Source organism: Flavobacterium sp. (genome assembly GCF_043760115.1).
GTDB lineage: Bacteria > Bacteroidota > Bacteroidia > Flavobacteriales > Flavobacteriaceae > Flavobacterium.
Genome location: NZ_JAYUPK010000170.1, coordinates 1 through 19369 on the forward strand (window position 1 = coordinate 1; position 19369 = coordinate 19369).

Annotated in this window: 21 protein-coding genes; 9 read left to right on the top strand and 12 right to left on the bottom strand. The window is 28.4% G+C overall.

Translation table 11 applies throughout. From position 1 onward, the window contains the following. Positions 1–1032 (bottom strand): ABC transporter permease (locus ACH2BC_RS14545; RefSeq protein WP_395054910.1); only part of this gene is annotated, 1032 nt, incomplete at its 3' end. Positions 1033–1117: 85 nt separating this feature from the next. On the opposite strand from ACH2BC_RS14545, the gene ACH2BC_RS14550 reads away from it, so the two are divergent. Beyond that, positions 1118–2422, top strand: a complete 1305-nt coding sequence (locus ACH2BC_RS14550; RefSeq protein ID WP_395054912.1) for an exo-beta-N-acetylmuramidase NamZ domain-containing protein — start codon at positions 1118–1120, stop codon at positions 2420–2422. Here ACH2BC_RS14550 and ACH2BC_RS14555 read toward each other — a convergent pair. Together ACH2BC_RS14555 and ACH2BC_RS14560 are read right to left on the bottom strand one after the other, a co-directional pair. Beyond that, positions 2419–3258 carry a thioredoxin family protein gene (locus ACH2BC_RS14555; RefSeq protein ID WP_395054914.1) on the bottom strand — a complete coding sequence of 280 codons (840 nt, stop codon included), beginning with the start codon at positions 3256–3258 and terminating at the stop codon, positions 2419–2421. The two genes, ACH2BC_RS14550 and ACH2BC_RS14555, sit on opposite strands and share 4 nt — an antisense overlap. Positions 3259–3386: 128 nt before the next feature. Next, complete coding sequence (locus ACH2BC_RS14560; protein WP_395054916.1) at positions 3387–3884, bottom strand: YkgJ family cysteine cluster protein; 498 nt, start codon at positions 3882–3884, stop codon at positions 3387–3389. 61 nt (positions 3885–3945) lie between these two features. Here ACH2BC_RS14560 and ACH2BC_RS14565 point away from each other — a divergent pair, with 61 nt between their 5' ends. Further along, positions 3946–4644, top strand: coding sequence for a class I SAM-dependent methyltransferase (locus ACH2BC_RS14565; RefSeq protein ID WP_395054918.1), 699 nt, complete (start codon positions 3946–3948; stop codon positions 4642–4644). Positions 4645–4792: 148 nt separating this feature from the next. Here the strand turns inward: ACH2BC_RS14565 and ACH2BC_RS14570 are convergent, their stop codons facing one another. The 9 genes from ACH2BC_RS14570 to ACH2BC_RS14610 form a co-directional block, all read right to left on the bottom strand. Continuing rightward, complete coding sequence (locus ACH2BC_RS14570; RefSeq protein WP_395054920.1) at positions 4793–5953, bottom strand: aminotransferase class V-fold PLP-dependent enzyme; 1161 nt, start codon at positions 5951–5953, stop codon at positions 4793–4795. A 49-nt stretch (positions 5954–6002) separates the two neighbouring features. Continuing rightward, the gene (locus tag ACH2BC_RS14575; RefSeq protein WP_395054922.1) at positions 6003–6416 is read right to left on the bottom strand and encodes an energy transducer TonB; all 414 of its coding nucleotides are present in this window, start codon (positions 6414–6416) and stop codon (positions 6003–6005) included. 8 nt (positions 6417–6424) lie between these two features. Continuing rightward, positions 6425–6835 (bottom strand): DUF2059 domain-containing protein, encoded by a 411-nt coding sequence (locus ACH2BC_RS14580; RefSeq protein ID WP_395054924.1) that lies wholly within the window; start codon positions 6833–6835, stop codon positions 6425–6427. Between the two features lie 56 nt (positions 6836–6891). Continuing rightward, entirely contained in the window at positions 6892–7302 is a 411-nt protein-coding gene (locus ACH2BC_RS14585) for a DUF2059 domain-containing protein (RefSeq protein WP_395054926.1), read from the bottom strand. A gap of 125 nt (positions 7303–7427) precedes the next feature. Then, a complete protein-coding gene (locus ACH2BC_RS14590; RefSeq protein ID WP_395054928.1) occupies positions 7428–8201 on the bottom strand; it encodes an energy transducer TonB in 774 nt (257 codons plus the stop codon). A gap of 13 nt (positions 8202–8214) precedes the next feature. Further along, positions 8215–8847 carry a 7-carboxy-7-deazaguanine synthase QueE gene (locus ACH2BC_RS14595; protein ID WP_395054930.1) on the bottom strand — a complete coding sequence of 211 codons (633 nt, stop codon included), beginning with the start codon at positions 8845–8847 and terminating at the stop codon, positions 8215–8217. Positions 8848–9484: 637 nt separating this feature from the next. Next, entirely contained in the window at positions 9485–10795 is a 1311-nt protein-coding gene (gene der, locus ACH2BC_RS14600) for a ribosome biogenesis GTPase Der (protein WP_395054932.1), read from the bottom strand. 310 nt (positions 10796–11105) lie between these two features. Next, positions 11106–11987 carry a GTPase Era gene (era, locus tag ACH2BC_RS14605; protein WP_395054934.1) on the bottom strand — a complete coding sequence of 294 codons (882 nt, stop codon included), beginning with the start codon at positions 11985–11987 and terminating at the stop codon, positions 11106–11108. Between the two features lie 199 nt (positions 11988–12186). Further along, positions 12187–13071, bottom strand: coding sequence for a hypothetical protein (locus ACH2BC_RS14610; RefSeq protein ID WP_395054936.1), 885 nt, complete (start codon positions 13069–13071; stop codon positions 12187–12189). Positions 13072–13400: 329 nt separating this feature from the next. Between ACH2BC_RS14610 and ACH2BC_RS14615 the strand changes: the two genes are divergently transcribed. The 7 genes from ACH2BC_RS14615 (at position 13401) to ACH2BC_RS14645 (ending at position 19251) form a co-directional block, all read left to right on the top strand. Continuing rightward, complete coding sequence (locus ACH2BC_RS14615) at positions 13401–13604, top strand: hypothetical protein (RefSeq protein WP_395054938.1); 204 nt, start codon at positions 13401–13403, stop codon at positions 13602–13604. Between the two features lie 139 nt (positions 13605–13743). Then, positions 13744–15399: a hypothetical protein gene (locus ACH2BC_RS14620; RefSeq protein WP_395054940.1), complete on the top strand. Its 1656-nt coding sequence runs from the start codon at positions 13744–13746 to the stop codon at positions 15397–15399. An 8-nt stretch (positions 15400–15407) separates the two neighbouring features. Beyond that, on the top strand, positions 15408–16076 hold the full coding sequence (locus ACH2BC_RS14625; protein ID WP_395054942.1) for a response regulator: 669 nt from the start codon (positions 15408–15410) through the stop codon (positions 16074–16076). A 122-nt stretch (positions 16077–16198) separates the two neighbouring features. Next, a complete protein-coding gene (locus ACH2BC_RS14630; protein ID WP_395054944.1) occupies positions 16199–16414 on the top strand; it encodes a KTSC domain-containing protein in 216 nt (71 codons plus the stop codon). Positions 16415–16468: 54 nt separating this feature from the next. Continuing rightward, a complete protein-coding gene (locus tag ACH2BC_RS14635) occupies positions 16469–17068 on the top strand; it encodes a PH domain-containing protein (RefSeq protein ID WP_395054946.1) in 600 nt (199 codons plus the stop codon). A gap of 53 nt (positions 17069–17121) precedes the next feature. After that, positions 17122–18819, top strand: coding sequence for a WG repeat-containing protein (locus ACH2BC_RS14640; protein WP_395054948.1), 1698 nt, complete (start codon positions 17122–17124; stop codon positions 18817–18819). An 18-nt stretch (positions 18820–18837) separates the two neighbouring features. Further along, positions 18838–19251, top strand: a complete 414-nt coding sequence (locus ACH2BC_RS14645) for a hypothetical protein (RefSeq protein WP_395054950.1) — start codon at positions 18838–18840, stop codon at positions 19249–19251. Positions 19252–19369 lie beyond the last annotated feature (118 nt).

The window sequence follows — 19369 nt, forward strand, 5'->3', positions numbered from 1 at the left end:
AAATGCTATAATATTACCTAATAAAAGTCCTTTTAAGATAAGACGAAAACAAATAATGATAAATATTTTTCTTATTAGCCAATTATTTGCTCCCAACGATTTTAAAACCCCTATCATTTGAGTTCTCTCAAGAATAATAACCAAAAGTGCAACAATTATATTTATGGTTGATACAGAAATCATGATAACAATAATTATAATAATATTAAAATCAAACAACTTTAACCAATCGAAAACATAATAATACTTATCAATAATTGTTTTAGAATCTAAAACAGATGATGTTTCAGAATATATTTCTTGCCCTTTTTCTTTAATTTTTGAAAAATCTTCTATAAAAACCTCAAAAGAACCTATTTGATTGAAATTCCATTTATTGATCTTTTGAATATGCCTAATATCACCAATTATATAAGTAGCATCAAATTCCTGAAATCCAGAATTATAAATCCCTACAATTTTAAATCTTCTAGAATTCGGAACCTTATTAGCTTCATCTTTCATAAAAAAAGTATTAAAAGAATCACCTAGTTTTAATTGCAACCTATTTGATAAATATTGGGATATAAGAACTTCTTGATTTAAATCGTTAATTAAATCAGGATTTCTTCCTGATATTAAAAATTCTGAAATATCAATCCAATTATAATCCTTGCCAACTCCTTTAAATACAATGCCTTCAAATGCTATTTCTGTTCTAATAATGCCTGCTTTATTAGCGACTGCTTGAACATGACTTACACCACTTATGTTTCTAAATTTTGGATAAAATTTCTGGTTTAAAGATAATGGTTGCGAACTAACATCTGATTCATTATTAGTGTAATTAGAAATTATTACATGCCCATTAAATGCTGAAACCTTTTGTCGTATTTTATTTTGCAGGCCAATTCCTGTTGCAACAGAAACTATCATCATAATTATCCCTAAAGCAACAGCTAAAATAGCAATTTTTATTATTGGTGCAGATATACTACTTTTATAGTCTTTATCTGTTATAATTCGCTTGGCAATAAAATATTCTAATTTCAAACGCGTTTATTGTGTAATTATATTGCTCAAAAATACAGTTTAAACACGAATTATTATAATGATGATTATTTAATTTAACATAAATATGAAAAATTTACTTAAAACTGCGTCTTTATTATTTATATATGTAACGATTTCATTTTCTTGTGGAAGTGCAAAAAATAATACTAAATCTAAATCTATTTCAAATATAAAAACCATCAATACTAGTAACAACTCATCTGAAACTAACGATTTCAATGACCTTTTAGTAAATAATTTTAGGACTGGTGCAGAAAATGTAAAGTCATATCTAGATTTATTAAAAGACAAAAAAATTGGAGTAGTAACCAATCAAACTGGAACAATAAGAAAATTCGAAATAATTCAACCAAATTCTAAAGATAATGGAAGTTATAATGTAACTAACATAAATATAATTGACTTTTTTATAGACCAAAAACTAAACATAAAAACAATATTTGCTCCAGAACATGGTTTTAGAGGCACAGCAGATGCTGGCGAACACATAGTTGATGGGAAAGATTCTAAAACCGGTTTACCAATAATATCATTGTATGGAGACAATAAAAAACCTAAGCCAGAACAATTAGCAGGAATTGATGTAATGGTTTTTGACCTTCAAGATGTTGGAGCAAGATTTTACACGTACATTTCATCGCTACATTATATAATGGAAGCTTGTGCAGAAAACAAAATTCAATTAATTGTTTTAGACAGACCAAACCCTAACGGAAGTATAGTTGATGGACCAATACTTGAAAAAGAATTTACAAGTTTTGTAGGCATGCATCCAATTCCGCTAGTACACGGAATGACAATTGGAGAATATGCGCAAATGATTAATGGAGAAAAATGGTTAAAAGATGGTATTCAATGCGACTTAACTGTAATTCCTTGTTTAAATTATAAACGTGATATGAATTATAGCTTACCAATAAAACCTTCACCAAATTTGCCAAATGATCAATCTATTAACCTATATGCAAGTCTTTGTCTATTTGAAGGAACCAATGTTAGTGTTGGTCGAGGAACAGAAACTCAGTTTCAAATTTATGGTTCGCCGTTTTTACCTAAAAGCGAATTTAAATTTACACCTAAACCAAATTTTGGAGCCAAAGATCCAGTCTATAACGGAAAAGAGTGTTATGGAGAAAATTTAACAAACATAAGCAAAGTTGATAAATTAGAATTAAAATGGCTACTGAAAGCGTATCAAAACACTTCAGACAAATCTAAATTCTTCAATTCGTTTTTTACAAAACTGGCAGGAACCAAAAAACTTCAACAACAAATTGAAACTGGAATATCTGAAAATGAAATTAGAAAATCTTGGGAAAAAGGATTGTCTGACTTTAAAGAAATGAGAAAAAAATATTTAATTTACTAAACTTTCTTAGATAAAATTAATTCAGACTTCTTAATAAAATAATCAAATCCTTCAATTAACTTATATTTAGAATCAATTTCTGCAAAATCTTCTTTGTTTAATCCTTTTGCAACCATATATTTTAAAAAGTAATAATAGTTTAGATTGCTTTCTAAAATATCAAATTCTTTAAATTGTAAAAGCTTTTTTTCTAGTTTAGTGAAATTTAGTGAATACGCAAACCTAAACAATTCCAACAATTCAAGTTTTTGATATTTATCTTTGTAGTCATCCTCTTTTTTAGATAAATCTTTTTTTGCATCACTCAAATATTTATCGCTCACTTTTAAAATATTACTTTTAATTTCCTCATCAACATATAAAGAATAATCTAAATACTTTTGAGCAACTCTCGCAGATGTATTAAAACTATTCTTTTTAAAATAATTTATCAAATCTAACGACATAAATTCTGTAGATATTGCAAATTTTTCTATTTCTTTTTTAAGTTCAGATGCGTTTCTATATCCTAAAAAACTATATACCACTTTACCATTGCCATCCATTATAAACATATTTGGTATGCTTTTAATATCATATTTATTTGCTAATTCTCTATTGGTATCAATATCTATTTTTAACTGAATGTAATCTTGTAAAATAACACCAACTTCTTGATCAGACCACGAATCATAATCCATCTTTTTACAAGGTCCGCACCATGTTGCCCAAAAATCTACAACAATAAACTTATTAGTTGCTAAAGATAATTTTTGAGCTTCTTCAAACGAAGTTATCCAAGAAGCATTTACAAACTGACTTAAAAACAATGTAATAAAAAAAATAAATTTTTTCATAATATAAGGTAAAATTAAATTAACAGGAATAAAGATATAAAAATATTATTCATATCAAACATTCTTAGATAAAATTATTTCGCACTTCTTAAAGATAAAATAAAATCCTTCAATAAACTTTAATTTAATTACAACACAATCTTCCTCTTCATAGCTTCAACAATATTATACGCAGCAGGACAAATTGCAACATTCTTCAAAGTCAAATCACTAATTTGATTAAACTTTTTTCTATCAGTATGCGGAAATTCTCTACAAGCTTTCGGACGAACATCATATATAAAACAAGTATTATCACTATCTAAAAAACTACAAGGAACACTTTGTAAAACATAATCTTTATCTTCATCTATTCGCAAATAACTATCTATAAATTGTTGTGGTTTTTGTTTTAAATGTTTAGCAATTCGTTCAATATCGGCACTTGTAAACAATGGTCCAGTTGTCTTGCAGCAATTAGCACAATCTAAACAATTCGTTTTTTTAAACTCGGCATCGTGCAAGTCTTGCATCACATAATCCAAATTTTTGGGCGTTTTCTTTTTTAGCTTATCGAAATACTTTTTGTTTTCGATATGACTATCTTTGGCAAGTTTTGTTAGTTCGTTTAAATTTGGTTTTAACATAAAAACAAATTTAAACTTTTAAACAACTTTAAACCTAAAACGCTGTAACTTTTTATTAAAAATGAAAGATTTATTCGGACGCGCCATTCTAGATTTTCAAACCAACAATAATCCACAAGACATAATTACAGAAACTTCAATCTCCGAAGCCGATGAAATGTCTGTTGCTTACCTATTTAGAAATTACTCCCAAATGCCAATAATAGAACAAAAAGCACTACAACTTTGCAAAGGAAAAATTCTAGATGTAGGTTGTGGTGCAGGAAGTCACAGCTTGTATTTACAACAAAAAGGATTTGATGCAACTGCTATTGATATATCCCAAAACGCAATTAAAGCTTGTAAACTTCGCGGAATAAACAATGCCAAAGTTCAAAATGTTTTAGATTTAAATTCACAAAAATTTGATACTATTTTAATTCTAATGAACGGAACAGGAATTTTTGAAACACTATCGCAAACAGACAAATACCTCACAAAATTAAAAAGTTTACTTTCGCCAAATGGTCAAATTCTCATAGATTCATCCGATATTATTTATATGTTCGACGAAAACGACGATGGTTCTAAACTAATTCCTGCCAATGGTTATTATGGCGAACTTACTTTTTCCATTCAATATAAAGGCGAAACCGAAACCGAATTTCCTTGGCTCTATTTAGATTACAACACACTTCAAAACGCTGCGATTTATAATAATTTTCAGTGCGAATTAATTCAAGAAGGCGAAAATTACGATTATTTGGCTAGACTTTTCTAGAAGCATTTCCAGCATTCCATTACAAGTTTGCTCAATAAAATCTATTTTTCTAAACTATAAAACGTGCTTCCTTTGGTCGCAGTTGTATAGCAAGAAAAATTAGAATTTATTTTCACAAAGCTTTTCATTCCATTCTGGGCTAAACCTATTAATCTACGTCAATCAAATCTGTAGTTGCAATAATAGCTACAATAGCTTGGTACAAAATCTCTAAATCTTCTTCAGAATTATAAACATTAATAGAAAATCTAATGTAAAACCTATCATTCAATGGCATTACAGGAATTTGAATTTTGTATTTATCATATAATACATTCTTCAATTCAATTCCGTTTTTGGTCTTTACAGGAATACTTGCCATTTGACCTAAAAATTCTTCTGTAATTGGACAAATTGGTTCGGTATTTAATAAATCACAAAAACGTTTGTAATTTTCTAAAACAATTTTTCTACAAACTTTAGATTTTTCTTTCCAATTATTATTTTCAAGAAATTCAATAACTTTTGGTGTGGTTAAAAAAGCAGTATAATCATTTGTTCCTTGATATTCATGATAATCTAAAAACTGGCTATCACTAGGAAACACACTTTCATAACCCCAACTCACAACCAAAGGTTCAATACTATTTTGCAACTCTTTTTTTACATACAAAAACGAACTTCCTTTTGGCGCCAACATCCATTTGTGCAAAGTTCCAGTATAATAATCTGGGTTCATTTGTTCAATATTCAAGTCAATATGTCCAGGAACATGAGCACCATCAACAATTGTAATAATTCCTAATGCTCTAGCTTTATCGCAAATTTCCTTTACAGGAAATAGTAACCCAGTTGCGCTAGAAATTTGATTAATAAATATAATTTTAGTTTTACTAGTACAACCTTTCAAAAACTGGTCTAGCAAACTTTCTTTAGAAGTAACAGGCAACGAAATTTCTTGACGAACATAGTTAGCACCAACTTTTTTACAATAAAAATGCCAAGTTCTATCCATTGCACCATATTCATGATTGGTAGTTAAAATTTCATCATCTTCATTTAACTTCAAACTTCGCATAATTGTATTTACAGCAACTGTTGGATTTGGAGTAAAAAAGAAATCTTCAACATTGCAACCAATAAATTTTGCTAAAGGTTTCTTTGCTTCCTTTAAATAAACTGGCAATTTCTTTTGCATAAAATGTACAGGATCACTTTCTTGTTCAAGTTGCAATCGTTGGTATTCTTCCAAAATTGGTTTTGGGCAAGCACCAAACGAACCATGATTTAAAAAAGTAATAGATTCATCAAGTAAAAATTGAGATTTCATAAATTTAATGTTTAAAAAAATCCCATTCTGTTAAGAAATGGGATTATTATTAATTGGACCATAAAGTTATAGGTACAACATACAAAACTCTAACATTTTGGCCTTTTTTTTCTCCTGGCATCCAAATTTTACAAAGCTTTAGAACTCTTATTGTTTCTGTACCGGTATTAAAACCTGCGTCTTTCAAAATTTTTATATTTGTCAAGGTTCCATCTTTTTCTATTACAAAACTAACAGAAACATTTCCACCTTTAAATTTTTCATTTTCAGGTGTTATAAAATTAGATGCTATGAATTTTCGAAATTCTGAAATTCCGCCAGGATATTCTGGCTTAATATCAATTTCTAGACTATTATAAATGTTGTTGTCTTCATTATAAACAATTTCTTTTTCGACAAGAGTTTGAGAAAAACCTATTTGAAAAAATAAAAATGCAATCAAAAAATTAAATACATTTTTCATACCAAAATTTATTCTGGCATGTATTTCATCATCATTTCTTGCAAACCTTCGCCCCATTCTTGTCCAGCAGCTTGAGATTTCTCCATCAATTCTGCCGATTTTTCTGCCATTTTCTTTCCAACTGGACTTTCATAAAATGCTAGCATGGCTTTAATGTCTTCTTTAGTATACGTTTCCATATATACTTTAGCAAGTTTTTCATATAAACTTGGAATTGCTGCATCAAAATCTATACTAAAAGCAGCTTGTTTGTCCTCAGGAATTTGTCCCATAATTCTTCCTTTTACAGATTTCATTTGGTTAGCAGATCCACTTCTTTCAATAACTTTTAATACATCTTTTTTAAATGCTTCATCAACTTGAGAAAATCCAAATTGTGCAACCAAAACTAATGCTACTGTGATAATAATTTTTTTCATGTTAAGGTATTTTAATATTTATTACTGTTTTTTTTACTGTATAATTAATAAAGAAGTTATTCTCCCATATATTTACCCATCAATTCTTGAACATCTGTTTGAACGCTCATCATTGATTCTTGACTTTTAGTAGATAAAACTTCTGCTTTCTCACTCATTTTTTTACCAACTGGACTTTCATAAAATGCAAGCATAGCTTTTACATCTTCCTTTGTGTATTCTTGCATGTAAATTTTTGAAGTTTCATCTTGAATTTTATTTAAAATAACATCAAATTCTACTAAAAAAGCAGCTTGTTTTTCTGCCGGAATCATAGTTAAAATTTGTTTTTTTGCTGCATTAACTTGTCCTCCAGCACCACTTTTTTCAATAACTTTTAAAACATCTTTTTTAAATGCTTCATCAACTTGAGAAAATCCAAATTGAGCAACCAAAACTAATGCTAGTGTAATAATAAATTTCTTCATAATAAGGTGTTTTAAATTTTTATAAATATATTGTTTTCAATTAATGTGCCAAAATTAATTTGAGTTTTTTCAATAATTTAATTAGTAGTGGTAATTTAATATTTGTTACAATAAATTTTATTAAACTATTCGTCTGGTGTACTTATAGTTATAGGAATTGTATATTGACACCTAACAGGAATTCCTTTTTGCTTTCCTGGTTTCCAAAGTGGCATTAGTATAAAAACCCTAACAGCTTCTTGACCTGTACCAAAACCAATATCTTGAAGAATTTTGAAATCAGTTGATGATCCATCTGTTTCTATTACAAAAGATATTATAACTTTTCCATTTAATCCTGGTTCGCTAGGAGACTTAAAATTTTTAGCAAGAAATTCATAAAAATTCTTCAATCCTCCAGGATATTCTGGCTTTTCTTCTAATACTGATGAAGGTATTATTAACTCATCTCTTTTACCTTCAATTATAGTGCTTTGAGAAGCAGAATCTTCTTTTACAGTTGAATTTGTAGTTTCTTTTGGCTCACTAACTTTTAAATCTAACGGAAGTTTAATTTCTATACTAATTGGCTTTCCATTTTTTACAGCTGGTTGCCACTTAGGCGAAAGTTTTAAAACTCTAATAATTTCTGTAGCACTTTCAACATCTACAAATTGTATAACTCTTATTTTTTTAACATCGCCATTTTCATCAACGGTAAATGAAGCAATCATTTTTCCAGCTTTTACAACTTTAGAAAATTCAAAATTTTGGTTTACAAATTCATAAAATTTATCAATTCCGCCACCATTAAATTTTGGATTTATTATGTCTCCGTTTAAGTAAACCTCGTCTTCTCCACTAATTTGTGAATAACTAGTAAAAGAAATCAATATAAAAAGTAAGAAGCATTTTTTCATATAAATTTAAAATTTAAGGAATATTCAAGTATTTATGTGTTTGCAAGGAAACTCTCCATTTGGGATTGTTCATTACATAATCTACAATTAATGGTGTCATTTCTTCTTTTTTACTCCACTCTGGTTGCAAAAATAAAATGGCATTTTTATTTACTTTCAACGCTTGCTCTTCGGCAAATATAAAGTCGTGCTTGTTGTAAATTATTACTTTTAACTCGTTGGCATTGTCATAAACAGCTTGAGTTGGTAGTTTGTTTTTCTTTGGTGAAAGACAAATCCAATCCCAAGTTCCAGTTAAATTATATGCGCCAGATGTTTCTATATGGACTTGTAGGTTTTGTTCTTTTAGCTTTTGAGTAAGCAAAGTCATGTCCCACATTAATGGTTCGCCGCCAGTTACTACAACTGTATTGGCATATTTTTTAGCGTTTTCTACAATAATAGTTGTTGCTGTTGGTGGATGCAACTCGGCATTCCAACTTTCTTTAACGTCGCACCAATGACAACCTACATCGCAACCACCAATTCTTATAAAGTATGCTGCTGTTCCTGTATGATAACCTTCACCTTGAATGGTATAAAACTCTTCCATTAATGGAAGCATTTCTCCTTTTTCTACTGCGGTTTGTATTTCTTTTGTTAACATTTTTATGCTGAATTTATTTCAGTATCTTTTATTGCCACGAAGTTACTTTTTTTGCCACTAAGGCACTAAGTTTTTTTTAACCATTAAGGCAAATTAAGATTCATTAAGTGGTTATGCTTTTAAAACTTTACTTTACAAAAATGATTGATTTTTGGCCCTTATTAAATTGAAAATCCTTTTTTCAATTGCCTTGGGTTTTAACCCAAGGCACTAAGTTTTTTTTAACCATTAAGGCAAATTAAGATTCATTAAGAGATTATGCTTTTGAAACTTTATTTTACAAAAATGATAAATTTTTAGCCCTGATTAGAGAGAAAATCTTTTTTCAAATGCCTTGGGTTTTAACACAAGGCACTAAGTTTTTTTTAACCATTAAGGCAAATTAAGATTCATTAAGAGATTATGCTTTTGAAACTTTATTTCACAAAAATGATTGATTTTTAGCCCTGATTACTTCACTATACATTGTATCTTCATTTGTGTTCAGTGAACTACGTTTGGAGTGAAAATCCTTTTTTCAATTGCCTTGGGTTTAAACCCAAGGCAATTGAAAAAAGATTGAAACGGAAAGCAGGAATTACCAATCTTGAAAATGCCCAAACCATTTGCTACTGATTTTCATCAGTATAAATTTAGACTATTTTTCTCTAATATAAATATCTATTGGAACACCACTAAAATCCCAGTTTTCACGAATTTTATTTTCTAAAAATCGTTTGTATGCTTCTTTTACATATTGCGGTAAGTTGGCAAAAAATACAAATTGTGGCGTTGGCGTTGGCAATTGCATACAATATTTAATTTTTACAAACTTTCCTTTTAATGCTGGTGGCGGATGATTTTCTATAATTTTCAACATGTAATCGTTAAACTTTGATGTTGAAATTCGTTGGCTACGGTTTTCAAAAACTTTTACTGTTGCTTCTAGCGCTTTTAGCAAACGTTGCTTGGTTAATGCAGATATAAACAAAATTGGAACATCTACAAATGGTTGCAATTGCTCGCGAATTTTGTTTTCATAATCTCTGGTTGACATAGTGTCTTTTTCTACCAAATCCCATTTGTTAACCAAAATCACAACACCTTTTCGGTTTTTTTCTGCTAGCCAAAAAATACTTTGATCTTGTCCTTCAAAGCCACGAGTTGCATCTATAATAAGGATACAAATATCTGAATGCTCAATAGCACGAACCGATCGCATTACCGAGTAAAATTCTAAATCTTCTTTTACTTTGGCTTTTCGTCTTATTCCTGCTGTGTCTACTAAGTTAAATTCAAACCCAAATCGGTCAAATTTTGTATCAATAGAGTCACGAGTTGTTCCTGCAATATCGGTAACAATGTATCTTTCTTTGCCAATTAATGCGTTTATAAAACTAGATTTTCCAGCATTTGGTCGACCAACAACTGCAAATCTTGGCAACAAAATTTCATCTTGTGTTGGTTCTGGCTTTACAGGAAAAGCATCGATTAATGCGTCTAATAATTCGCCAGTTCCACTTCCAGATATACTTGCAAAAGTGTAGTATTCGCCCAAACCTAGATTGTAAAATTCTACAGCATCTTTTTCTCGCATGGCATTATCAACCTTGTTTACTGCTAGTAAAACTGGTTTTTTAACCTTGCGTAATAACTTAGAAACTGCATCATCCATTGGTGTAATACCTTCTTCAACATCTACAACAAATATAATTACGTCGGCTTCATCAATAGCAAGTTCTACTTGTTTACGAATTTCTGCTTCAAAAATGTCATCGCTTCCACGAATATATCCTCCAGTATCAATTACCGAAAACTCTTTTCCGTTCCATTCGCTTTTTCCATAATTTCTATCGCGAGTTACACCCGAAACCGAATCTACAATAGCTTCTCTTCTTTGAATCAACCGATTAAATAGCGTCGATTTTCCTACATTTGGTCTTCCAACAATGGCAACAATATTATTCATAAGGCATTTTTAATATTTTGCAAAGGTACAACTTTAGTTTGTTGTTTATTATTTAAAGTTTAGGTAGTTTATAGAAGCAATTTCCAGCTTTACATTACAATCTTACTCAATAAAAACTATTTTTCTATAACCATAAACGTGCTTCTTTGGTCGCAGTTTTTGGCTTAGAAAAATTAGCTTTTCATTTCGCAAGGATTTTCATTTCAATCTGGGCTAAAAATTATCTAAGTAATAATTTTGATGTTTCAATCAAGAAATATTTTCATAACAAAACAACAAACCAAAAACTATAAACAATTAACTAAAAACGCTACTGATTATACCCAAATCGTTTCAACATATTAGTATTACTTCTCCAGTTTTTATTGACTTTAACATACATTTCAAGATGAATTTGCTTGCCAAAAAACTTTTCTAAGTCTATTCTAGATTCTACTCCAACTCTTTTCAAAGCTTCGCCTTTATGACCAATAATAATACCTTTTTGAGTATCACGTTCTACCATAATTAAAGCACGAATTCTAATTATTTTTTCGTCTTCTAGAAATTCTTCGGTTTCAATTTCTACTGAATAGGGAATTTCTTTATTGTAATACAACAAGATTTTCTCTCTAATAGTTTCGTTTACAAAAAAACGTTCTGGTTTATCTGTCAATGTATCTTTAGGATAATACGCTGGCGATTCTGGTAAAAGCTGTATAATTCTTGCAAAAACCTCTGGAACATTAAAATTCTTTAAAGCAGAAATTGGAAAAATCTCTGCATTAGGAACTTTAGCAGTCCAAAAAGCTACTTGCTCTTCTAGCTGAACTTGATTGGAATTGTCAATTTTATTCAACAACAACAATACTGGAATTTTGGCGTGAATAATTTTATTAAAAAATGCTTCGTCTTTTAATTCTTGCTCACCAATTTCTACCATATAAATCAACACATCAGCATCTTCAAACGCTGATTTTACAAAATTCATCATAGATTCTTGCATTTCATACGCTGGTTTTATAATTCCTGGCGTATCTGAAAGTATCATTTGAAAATCGTCTCCATTTACAATTCCCAAAATTCTATGTCTTGTAGTTTGCGCTTTAGAAGTAATAATTGATAATCGTTCGCCAACAAATGCATTCATTAACGTAGATTTTCCAACGTTTGGATTGCCTATAATGTTTACAAAACCTGCTTTGTGTGTCATAATAATAATAAATAAATGATATTCTGTTTTTTAAATTCGCTTGTACTGACATAGGAAGTATCGAAATATATAAAGCATTTCAACAAGCTCAATGTGACATTTTTTATTTAATTAATCTTTAATACATAATATAAAAATTACTTTATAAATAAAATGCCACACCAGTTAAAAAGTAAATTTTTTGCAAAAGTAAGCTTTCTTATTGTAATGGTTGCACATATTTGTCTATCATGTGTTGCGTAATCTGTTTTAATTCGACTCCGTTTTCGGGATTTTTCCCATCCATATTGAAAAAACAAACTGAATTATTTTTTTTACAATACCAAACTATTGGTTTATCTGCTTTAAAAAAAGTGGTTGTGTCGCACACTTTTAGTTTTTTTCTGGCAAACTCTTCTTTATTATAAGGTTCTGGTTTGCAATTGTTTGTTAATAGTAACTTATCACTTTTACAATCTACCATTTCATAATGATTTTCTTTCCATTGCATACATTCTTTCTCTTTAAAAAATATATTGTTAGTGGTATAACCTATTGAAAATAAAATTGTTACAGCCAAAGTTGTTATTCCTGCTTTTTTCTTAATTGAATTAGTGTTTAGTTTTATAGTACTAATTCCAGCATTTGCAGCAGCAGAAAATGAATTTGTTTTAAACTCTTTTTGTTGTGGAATAGTAGTTTTTAAATCTTCTTTAAAATTATCTTCAGTTACAGAAAAATCAGATTTATTGAATTTGTTAAAAGGTCTTGGATTAAAATTTACAAGAATTGCAGCAATATTTAATCCTTCAATATCTGTCAAATCGGTTTCTCGTTTAAAAAAAGTTTCTATTGGTCTAAATTTATCTGTATGAAGTTTTAATTTATTCAAATTATCATATGCAAATTCAAATCCAAAAAACAATTTAAAACTTCTTAAATCATCTGAATTTAAATTTTCTTTAAAGCGTTCAACACACAATTTTCTTAATTGTGCTCTTGATGGATTTAATAAAAAACTTGAATAAATTTCTGTTTTTTCTACTTCATATTTTGCTCTAATTGCTTTTTTATATTCTTCAAGCCAATTGTAATTTATACTCATATTAGGATTTATTAGGAATCTTTAGTAATGCTAGGAATTACCGGAATTCCGCATAAACACTCACTCAAAAACCACATTCCTTTGCCTCAGAATTAGTTCTTGATCTATTTCGCGATAGGAACAAATGTACAAAACTAGTTCTAAAAAGTGTTGCTGTACAAAACCAATTTTTAGTTGGGAAGACTATTTAAAAGGTTTTGTTTCAGCACGCTTCTCTTCCCAAAATGCATTGAGTACTCACAAAAACCAACAGTAAATTCTGTTATCGCTCACTTTAGGATAATCCTGAAGAGCCACAATTATGTTAAATTTTTTTAAAATCATATTTTATGAAAAACTTATTTTTAATTGCCTTAGTGGCAGTTGCAGGTGTTGCCGTTTCGTGCAGCAAAGATTCAAATTTAAAAACTTCTTCTAATGAAAAAAGAAGTGAAATTGTTAAAGTTGATTTTTCTAAATCATTAAAAGCGAATCAATCATACGGAATTGGTGGACAAGGCGGCAAAGTTGTTCCACCACCACCAACACCATAATACCACTTTTTTTAACCATTAAGTCATTTAAAGAAAATTAAGAAACCGAAATCTTAATGAATCTTAATAAATCTAATGCCTTAATGGTTTTTTTAAAGTTTTATTTTTTAAATCAAAATAAATTGAATATTTTCGGAAAATGAAATATTTACAATTTCGTTTTCCGAATTTTATTTTTACACTCCTTTTAAGTTCTATTTTATTTTCTTGCACAGAAACTAAAAAAAAAGATGAAACTAAAGAAGCAGATTTCTTATTAAAAAAAGGTTTATCAAATTATGAAAAACAACAATTTGACAGTACTTTTTATTATTTTAATAAAGCCAAATTGCTATATAATCCAAAAGAAAAAGAAAAAATTGTATATGCCCTTTTTTTTATGGCTGATGTTCAACTAATACAATGTGATTTTGCAGGAAGCGAAGAAAATGCAACCGAAGCTTTAAAAACTTTTCCAGAGTATAAAAATATTTCAACTATTTATAACCTACTTGAGTTGATTTATTTAGAACAATTTGATTATAAAAACGCATTAAAATATAATAATTTATGCCTAAATTTATCTAAAACCGAATCAGAAAAATGTGTATTAAAAAATAATAGTGCTCATGTTTTTATGGAAGCTAAAAACTTTATTAAGGCAAAAACAGTTTTAGAAAATGTACTTCAAAATGATTCTGTAAAAAACGACAAAGCCAATTATGCAAGAATACTAGATAATTTGGGTTTTACTTATTTTAAATTAAATAATCCTAAAGCAATTTCATTATTAAATCAATCCTTACAGATAAGAGATAGTTTAAAATTAGATTATGATAGCACTTCGTCATTAATTCATTTGTCTGAATATTATCAAAATTCTAATTCAGACTTAGCTAACTCATTTGCTGATAAAGCATATAAAATTGCCACAATAAATAAGGTTCCAAATGATAGAATTTTAGCATTAAAATTTTTAATTAGTACTAGCAATTCAAACCAATCTAAAAAATTAGCTCAGATACAATTTAAAATTTCTGATAGTATAAACAGAGTAAGACAAATTGCTAAAAATGAATTTTCTAAAATAAAATACGATAGTAAAAAAGCTACTACAGAAGCTGTAAAATATAAAAATCAAAATTCGCTATTGTTTGTATTAGTTGGATTACTAATATTAATCGGAATACTTTTATATTTTCTTTATAAATCAAGAAATAAAAGAAAACTTCAAAAAATTGTCTATCAAACAGAAACTAGAATTTCTAAAAAACTGCACGATGAACTAGCAAATGATGTTTTTAACGCCATGACATTTGCAGAAAATCAAGATTTAAATTCAGATGAAAATAAAGAATATTTATTAGATACATTAGATACCATTTATGCAAGAACAAGAAATATTGCAAAAGAAAATAGCGATATAGAAACTGGAACTAAATTTCAAGAGAATTTAATGGCTATGATTTCTAGTTATATTTCTAATGATGTAAATGTAATTGTTCAAGATTCGAATGCTATAAATTGGCAAAATGTAAAAAAAGAAGTTAAAATTTCACTTTTTAGAATCGTGCAAGAATTACTTGTAAACATGAAAAAGCACAGTCAGTGTACCATAGTAATTATAGGGTTTAAGACCCAAAAAAGCACTGTAGAAATTACCTATAAAGACAACGGAATTGGCACATCTGAAATGTTAAAATTTAAAAGCGGACTTCAAAATGCGGAAAACCGTATTTTAGTTGTAAAAGGAACTATTACTTTTGAAACAGAATCTAATAAAGGATTTAAAGCAACCCTAATTGCGCCAAAATAAATTGACCTATGTTTAAAAAAGTAGTAGTTGCCGAAGATTTAGACAGTATAACAGTAGCTGTAAATCAAACTTTGCAGTCGTTAAAAGTGCAAGAAATTCAACATGCAAAATATTGTGATGATGCTTTACTTAAAATAAAAAAAGCACTTTTAGACAACCAACCTTACGATTTATTGATTACCGATTTATCATTTAAAGCCGATCACAGAAAAGTAAAAATGTATACTGGCGAAGATTTAATTGAAGCAATAAAAAAAATCCAACCCAATATTAAAGTCGTTGTTTACTCTATAGAAGATAAAAGTTTTAGAATAAAATCATTGTTCGAAAATTTAAACATTGATGCCTACATAAATAAAGGCAGAAAAAGTATTGGCGAATTAAAAACTGCCATAAAAACAATTACCAAAGAAGATCATAAATACATCTCGCCACAAATGGCACATTTACTTCAAGATAAAGTAATACACGAAATAGACAATTTCGATATACAACTTATAAAGCAACTTTCTCTTGGAACTTCTCTAGAAGAAATGGAAACCATTTTTAAAGATTTAGAAATAAAACCCAATAGTAAGAGTGCTATTGAAAAAAGATTGGGCAAATTAAAAGACTACTTCAAAGCCAAGAATACCGTGCATTTAATAGCCATTGCTAAAGATTTGGGCATTGCTTAATTAAACTATTTTCACTTTTTTTTACTTTTTTTTACTGTTTTACGGATTTCCGTAAAATACACACTTTTATTGGGTTTAAGTTTGGCAGATAATTTATTAACCTACTTAAACTATAATTTTTTATGAAACGATTTCCAATAAATACTGACAACATTCAAGAGGTTGGTTATGATGAAGTAACCCAAATTCTAGAAATAGAATTTAATTTAAATGCCGTTCACCATTATTACAACGTGCCAATAGACGAATATGTTTCGTTGATGAAAGCACAAGATATTGAAGATTTTTACTTTTCTAATGTTAGGAATAATTACAACTTTGATGCGGTTGATGGGTAGGAAAATATAATAAATACAATTAATAAAAAATATTAATTAATAAAAAATAAAATTATGATATCATTAAAAGATTTAATTAGCGAAGAACAAGATGCTAAGGTTATTGAAAAAATTTTACCAAAAGTTCAAGAATATTGTACAAGTAATGAAGAAATTCAATACATAGCCGTACAAAAGAAAACGTTGGGAGTAAATTTCTCGCCAGATTGTATTGCATTAACCAATAAAAGAATAATAGTTGTTAGACCAAAATCATTCGGATTAACCTTAGAATTTAAAGATTATTCTTGGCTAAATGTAGCAGATGTTCACACAAAAGAAAGCTTTTTTGGCGCAACAATTACTATAAAAACAGTTTCTGGACAAACGGATAGCATTGAAGACATTCCAAAAGCACAAGCAAGAAGACTTTATAGATTTGCACAAGAAATGGAAGAGCAAAAAAGAGAGGAACGACGAGAAAGAGATCTTGAAGATAAAAGAGCAACTGCTGGTGGAGGAATTACAATTAACAATCCAAATACACAAAATCAACCAACTACAGCCGAAGATCCAATGGAAAAGTTAACTAAACTAAAAACAATGTTAGACAACGGAATTCTTACTCAAGAAGAATTTGATAGCACTAAAAAAGAGATTTTGTCTAGAATGTAGAAAGTAATAAATCTAAATTTCAATTAATTAATCAAAAACTAAATTATTAACAAATGAAAAAAATTATATTATACTCAATTTTTACACTTTTACTATATTCTTGTAATTCAAATTCTAAGATTGAAAACATTTCTTTAATTCCTGTAAAAATGGGAGAAAACTTTGAGTATGTAAATACTAAAGGAGAAATTGTCATAAATCCTCAATTTTCTGATGCAAGTATTTTTAGAAATGGTATAGCCCTAGTGAAAACATCTGGAGAAAATGCCAAATGGGGTTTTATAGACACCGATGGGAAATATTTAATAAATCCAACTTATAAATCGGCAACAATTTTTAGTGAAGATATTGCTTGGGTAGTTTCAGAAAATGGAGCACCAAATGCAATTAATAAAAATGGTGAAATTAAGTTTACATTGAAAGAAGCTGAAAATGTAAGAATATTTAAAAATGGTCTTGCAGCATTTTCTAAATCTGATAGTGTAAACAATAAATGGGGTTTTGTAAATAATGATGGTAAAATTAAAATTAATCCACAATTTAAAGAAGTCTTAAATTTTACTGAAAACAAATGCGCTGTTAAAAATAAAGATGATAAATGGGGATTCATTGATACTGATGGTAAGATTACAATAAATTGCCAATTCGATGATGCACGAAGTTTTGAAAATAATACTGCTGTAGTTTATTTAAAAGATAAAGCTGGCGTAATTGACATAAAAGGAAAATATATTATAAATCCGCAATTTTCTAGTCTTTCTAAAGATGGAAATATGTATTTATTTATGCAAGAGGATAAGTATGGTTGGTGTGATGGAAAAGGAAAAATTATAATAAATCCACAATTTGAAACAGCTCAAAAGTTTAATGGAAATGACCTTGCATCTGTAAAAATAGATAAGCAATATGGTTACATAGATAAGAAAGGCAAAATAGTTATTAATCCACAATTTAACTATGCCGCTTCCTTCAATAATAACATTGCATTGGTACAAAGTAGCGATAAAACTGGTTTTATAGATAAAGAAGGAAAGTATTTAATTAATCCTCAATTTGATGGGTTTTCCTATGACTATTTAACCTATGTAATTACTGGAGAAACAGTCTACGAAAGTATTCAGACAGATTATTTTGATATAAATAAAATTGTTGATGAAATTAATTATGAAACTTTAGAAGGATTAACTTTTACTAATAATTTTTCTCAAATTGTTCAAAAATTCAAAATCAATAGCGCAAGTTTAAATACTTATGATTCCAACTTAAAAATAATAAGTGATAAAAAAATTACAACAGATGCTACCTATTCTTTTGAAGCATTAGGAACACCATTTGATTATAATTCTAACTACAATAAAGTTTTTATGGGAAATAATTTGCCTTACGGATATATTTATGAAATTAAATTATCAGGTAAAGCATATGGTAAAGCTAAAAATATATGCACAATGCTAAAAGCAAAATTAAAAGGTTATGAATTGGTTAAAGAAGGATTTATAGATAATAATGAAGTTTCAATCTATAAAAATAAAGAAAAACAAATTGTGATTAATAATACTAACAATCTTGTATTTTTTATTATCGTTAAGGGTGATTATGATATTTCTGGATATATATCTACTGTAAAAAATAATAATGATAGTGTGAGCTATGATAATCAAGAATATGATTCTGAAGCAGTAGATTCTACCGCAGCTGCTGCCACAGAAACAGTAGATTCTATAGCAGCTCCAGCATATGATGGTTATTAAGATAATTTGATATAAACTATGCATAAAACAATATTTATACTACTGTTTATTTTATTTAATTTAAATAGTTATTCGCAAATAATTAAGTGTAAAACTACTGGTTTTGCCTCAAGAAGTAAAAATGAAATTTCTGAAATTTGGACAGAATGGTCGGATTTTAAAGAAGTTGAAATATTACTAATTATTGATCCAGATAATGATAGAATTAAAATATTTAGCAAAGAAGATCAAGTTTATGACATTATAAAATCTTATGAATCTGAAATAGATCAAGATGGAGACAAAACTATTAAATGGCTATGTGTAAATGAAGATGGAATAAAATGTATTGTAAGACTAGTAAAATTATATTCTCAAGAAGGAAGGAGTCAAATATATGTAGATTTTGAAGATTTTATGTATGTGTATAATATATACAAATTAGATGATTAAAAAATCTCATACTAGAATGATTTTAAGAACCAAAGTAATTTTAATATTATATCAATGTTAAAATTAACAAATACGTATAATTAAGAAAATTTAACAAGGTATTTTTGAATTCTTTAAA

Excerpts from the sequence above, each read along its gene's own strand:
- ACH2BC_RS14570 (WP_395054920.1), bottom strand. The coding sequence starts at position 5,953 with ATGAAATCTCAATTTTTACTTGATGAATCTATTACTTTTTTAAATCAT.
- ACH2BC_RS14615 (WP_395054938.1), top strand. The coding sequence starts at position 13,401 with ATGAAAAACTTATTTTTAATTGCCTTAGTGGCAGTTGCAGGTGTTGCC.
- ACH2BC_RS14555 (WP_395054914.1), bottom strand. The coding sequence starts at position 3,258 with ATGAAAAAATTTATTTTTTTTATTACATTGTTTTTAAGTCAGTTTGTA.
- ACH2BC_RS14640 (WP_395054948.1), top strand. The coding sequence starts at position 17,122 with ATGAAAAAAATTATATTATACTCAATTTTTACACTTTTACTATATTCT.
- ACH2BC_RS14580 (WP_395054924.1), bottom strand. The coding sequence starts at position 6,835 with ATGAAAAAAATTATTATCACAGTAGCATTAGTTTTGGTTGCACAATTT.
- ACH2BC_RS14625 (WP_395054942.1), top strand. The coding sequence starts at position 15,408 with ATGTTTAAAAAAGTAGTAGTTGCCGAAGATTTAGACAGTATAACAGTA.
- ACH2BC_RS14560 (WP_395054916.1), bottom strand. The coding sequence starts at position 3,884 with ATGTTAAAACCAAATTTAAACGAACTAACAAAACTTGCCAAAGATAGT.
- ACH2BC_RS14610 (WP_395054936.1), bottom strand. The coding sequence starts at position 13,071 with ATGAGTATAAATTACAATTGGCTTGAAGAATATAAAAAAGCAATTAGA.
- ACH2BC_RS14620 (WP_395054940.1), top strand. The coding sequence starts at position 13,744 with ATGAAATATTTACAATTTCGTTTTCCGAATTTTATTTTTACACTCCTT.
- era (WP_395054934.1), bottom strand. The coding sequence starts at position 11,987 with ATGACACACAAAGCAGGTTTTGTAAACATTATAGGCAATCCAAACGTT.
- ACH2BC_RS14645 (WP_395054950.1), top strand. The coding sequence starts at position 18,838 with ATGCATAAAACAATATTTATACTACTGTTTATTTTATTTAATTTAAAT.
- ACH2BC_RS14630 (WP_395054944.1), top strand. The coding sequence starts at position 16,199 with ATGAAACGATTTCCAATAAATACTGACAACATTCAAGAGGTTGGTTAT.
- der (WP_395054932.1), bottom strand. The coding sequence starts at position 10,795 with ATGAATAATATTGTTGCCATTGTTGGAAGACCAAATGTAGGAAAATCG.
- ACH2BC_RS14585 (WP_395054926.1), bottom strand. The coding sequence starts at position 7,302 with ATGAAGAAATTTATTATTACACTAGCATTAGTTTTGGTTGCTCAATTT.
- ACH2BC_RS14575 (WP_395054922.1), bottom strand. The coding sequence starts at position 6,416 with ATGAAAAATGTATTTAATTTTTTGATTGCATTTTTATTTTTTCAAATA.
- ACH2BC_RS14565 (WP_395054918.1), top strand. The coding sequence starts at position 3,946 with ATGAAAGATTTATTCGGACGCGCCATTCTAGATTTTCAAACCAACAAT.
- ACH2BC_RS14550 (WP_395054912.1), top strand. The coding sequence starts at position 1,118 with ATGAAAAATTTACTTAAAACTGCGTCTTTATTATTTATATATGTAACG.
- ACH2BC_RS14595 (WP_395054930.1), bottom strand. The coding sequence starts at position 8,847 with ATGTTAACAAAAGAAATACAAACCGCAGTAGAAAAAGGAGAAATGCTT.
- ACH2BC_RS14590 (WP_395054928.1), bottom strand. The coding sequence starts at position 8,201 with ATGAAAAAATGCTTCTTACTTTTTATATTGATTTCTTTTACTAGTTAT.
- ACH2BC_RS14635 (WP_395054946.1), top strand. The coding sequence starts at position 16,469 with ATGATATCATTAAAAGATTTAATTAGCGAAGAACAAGATGCTAAGGTT.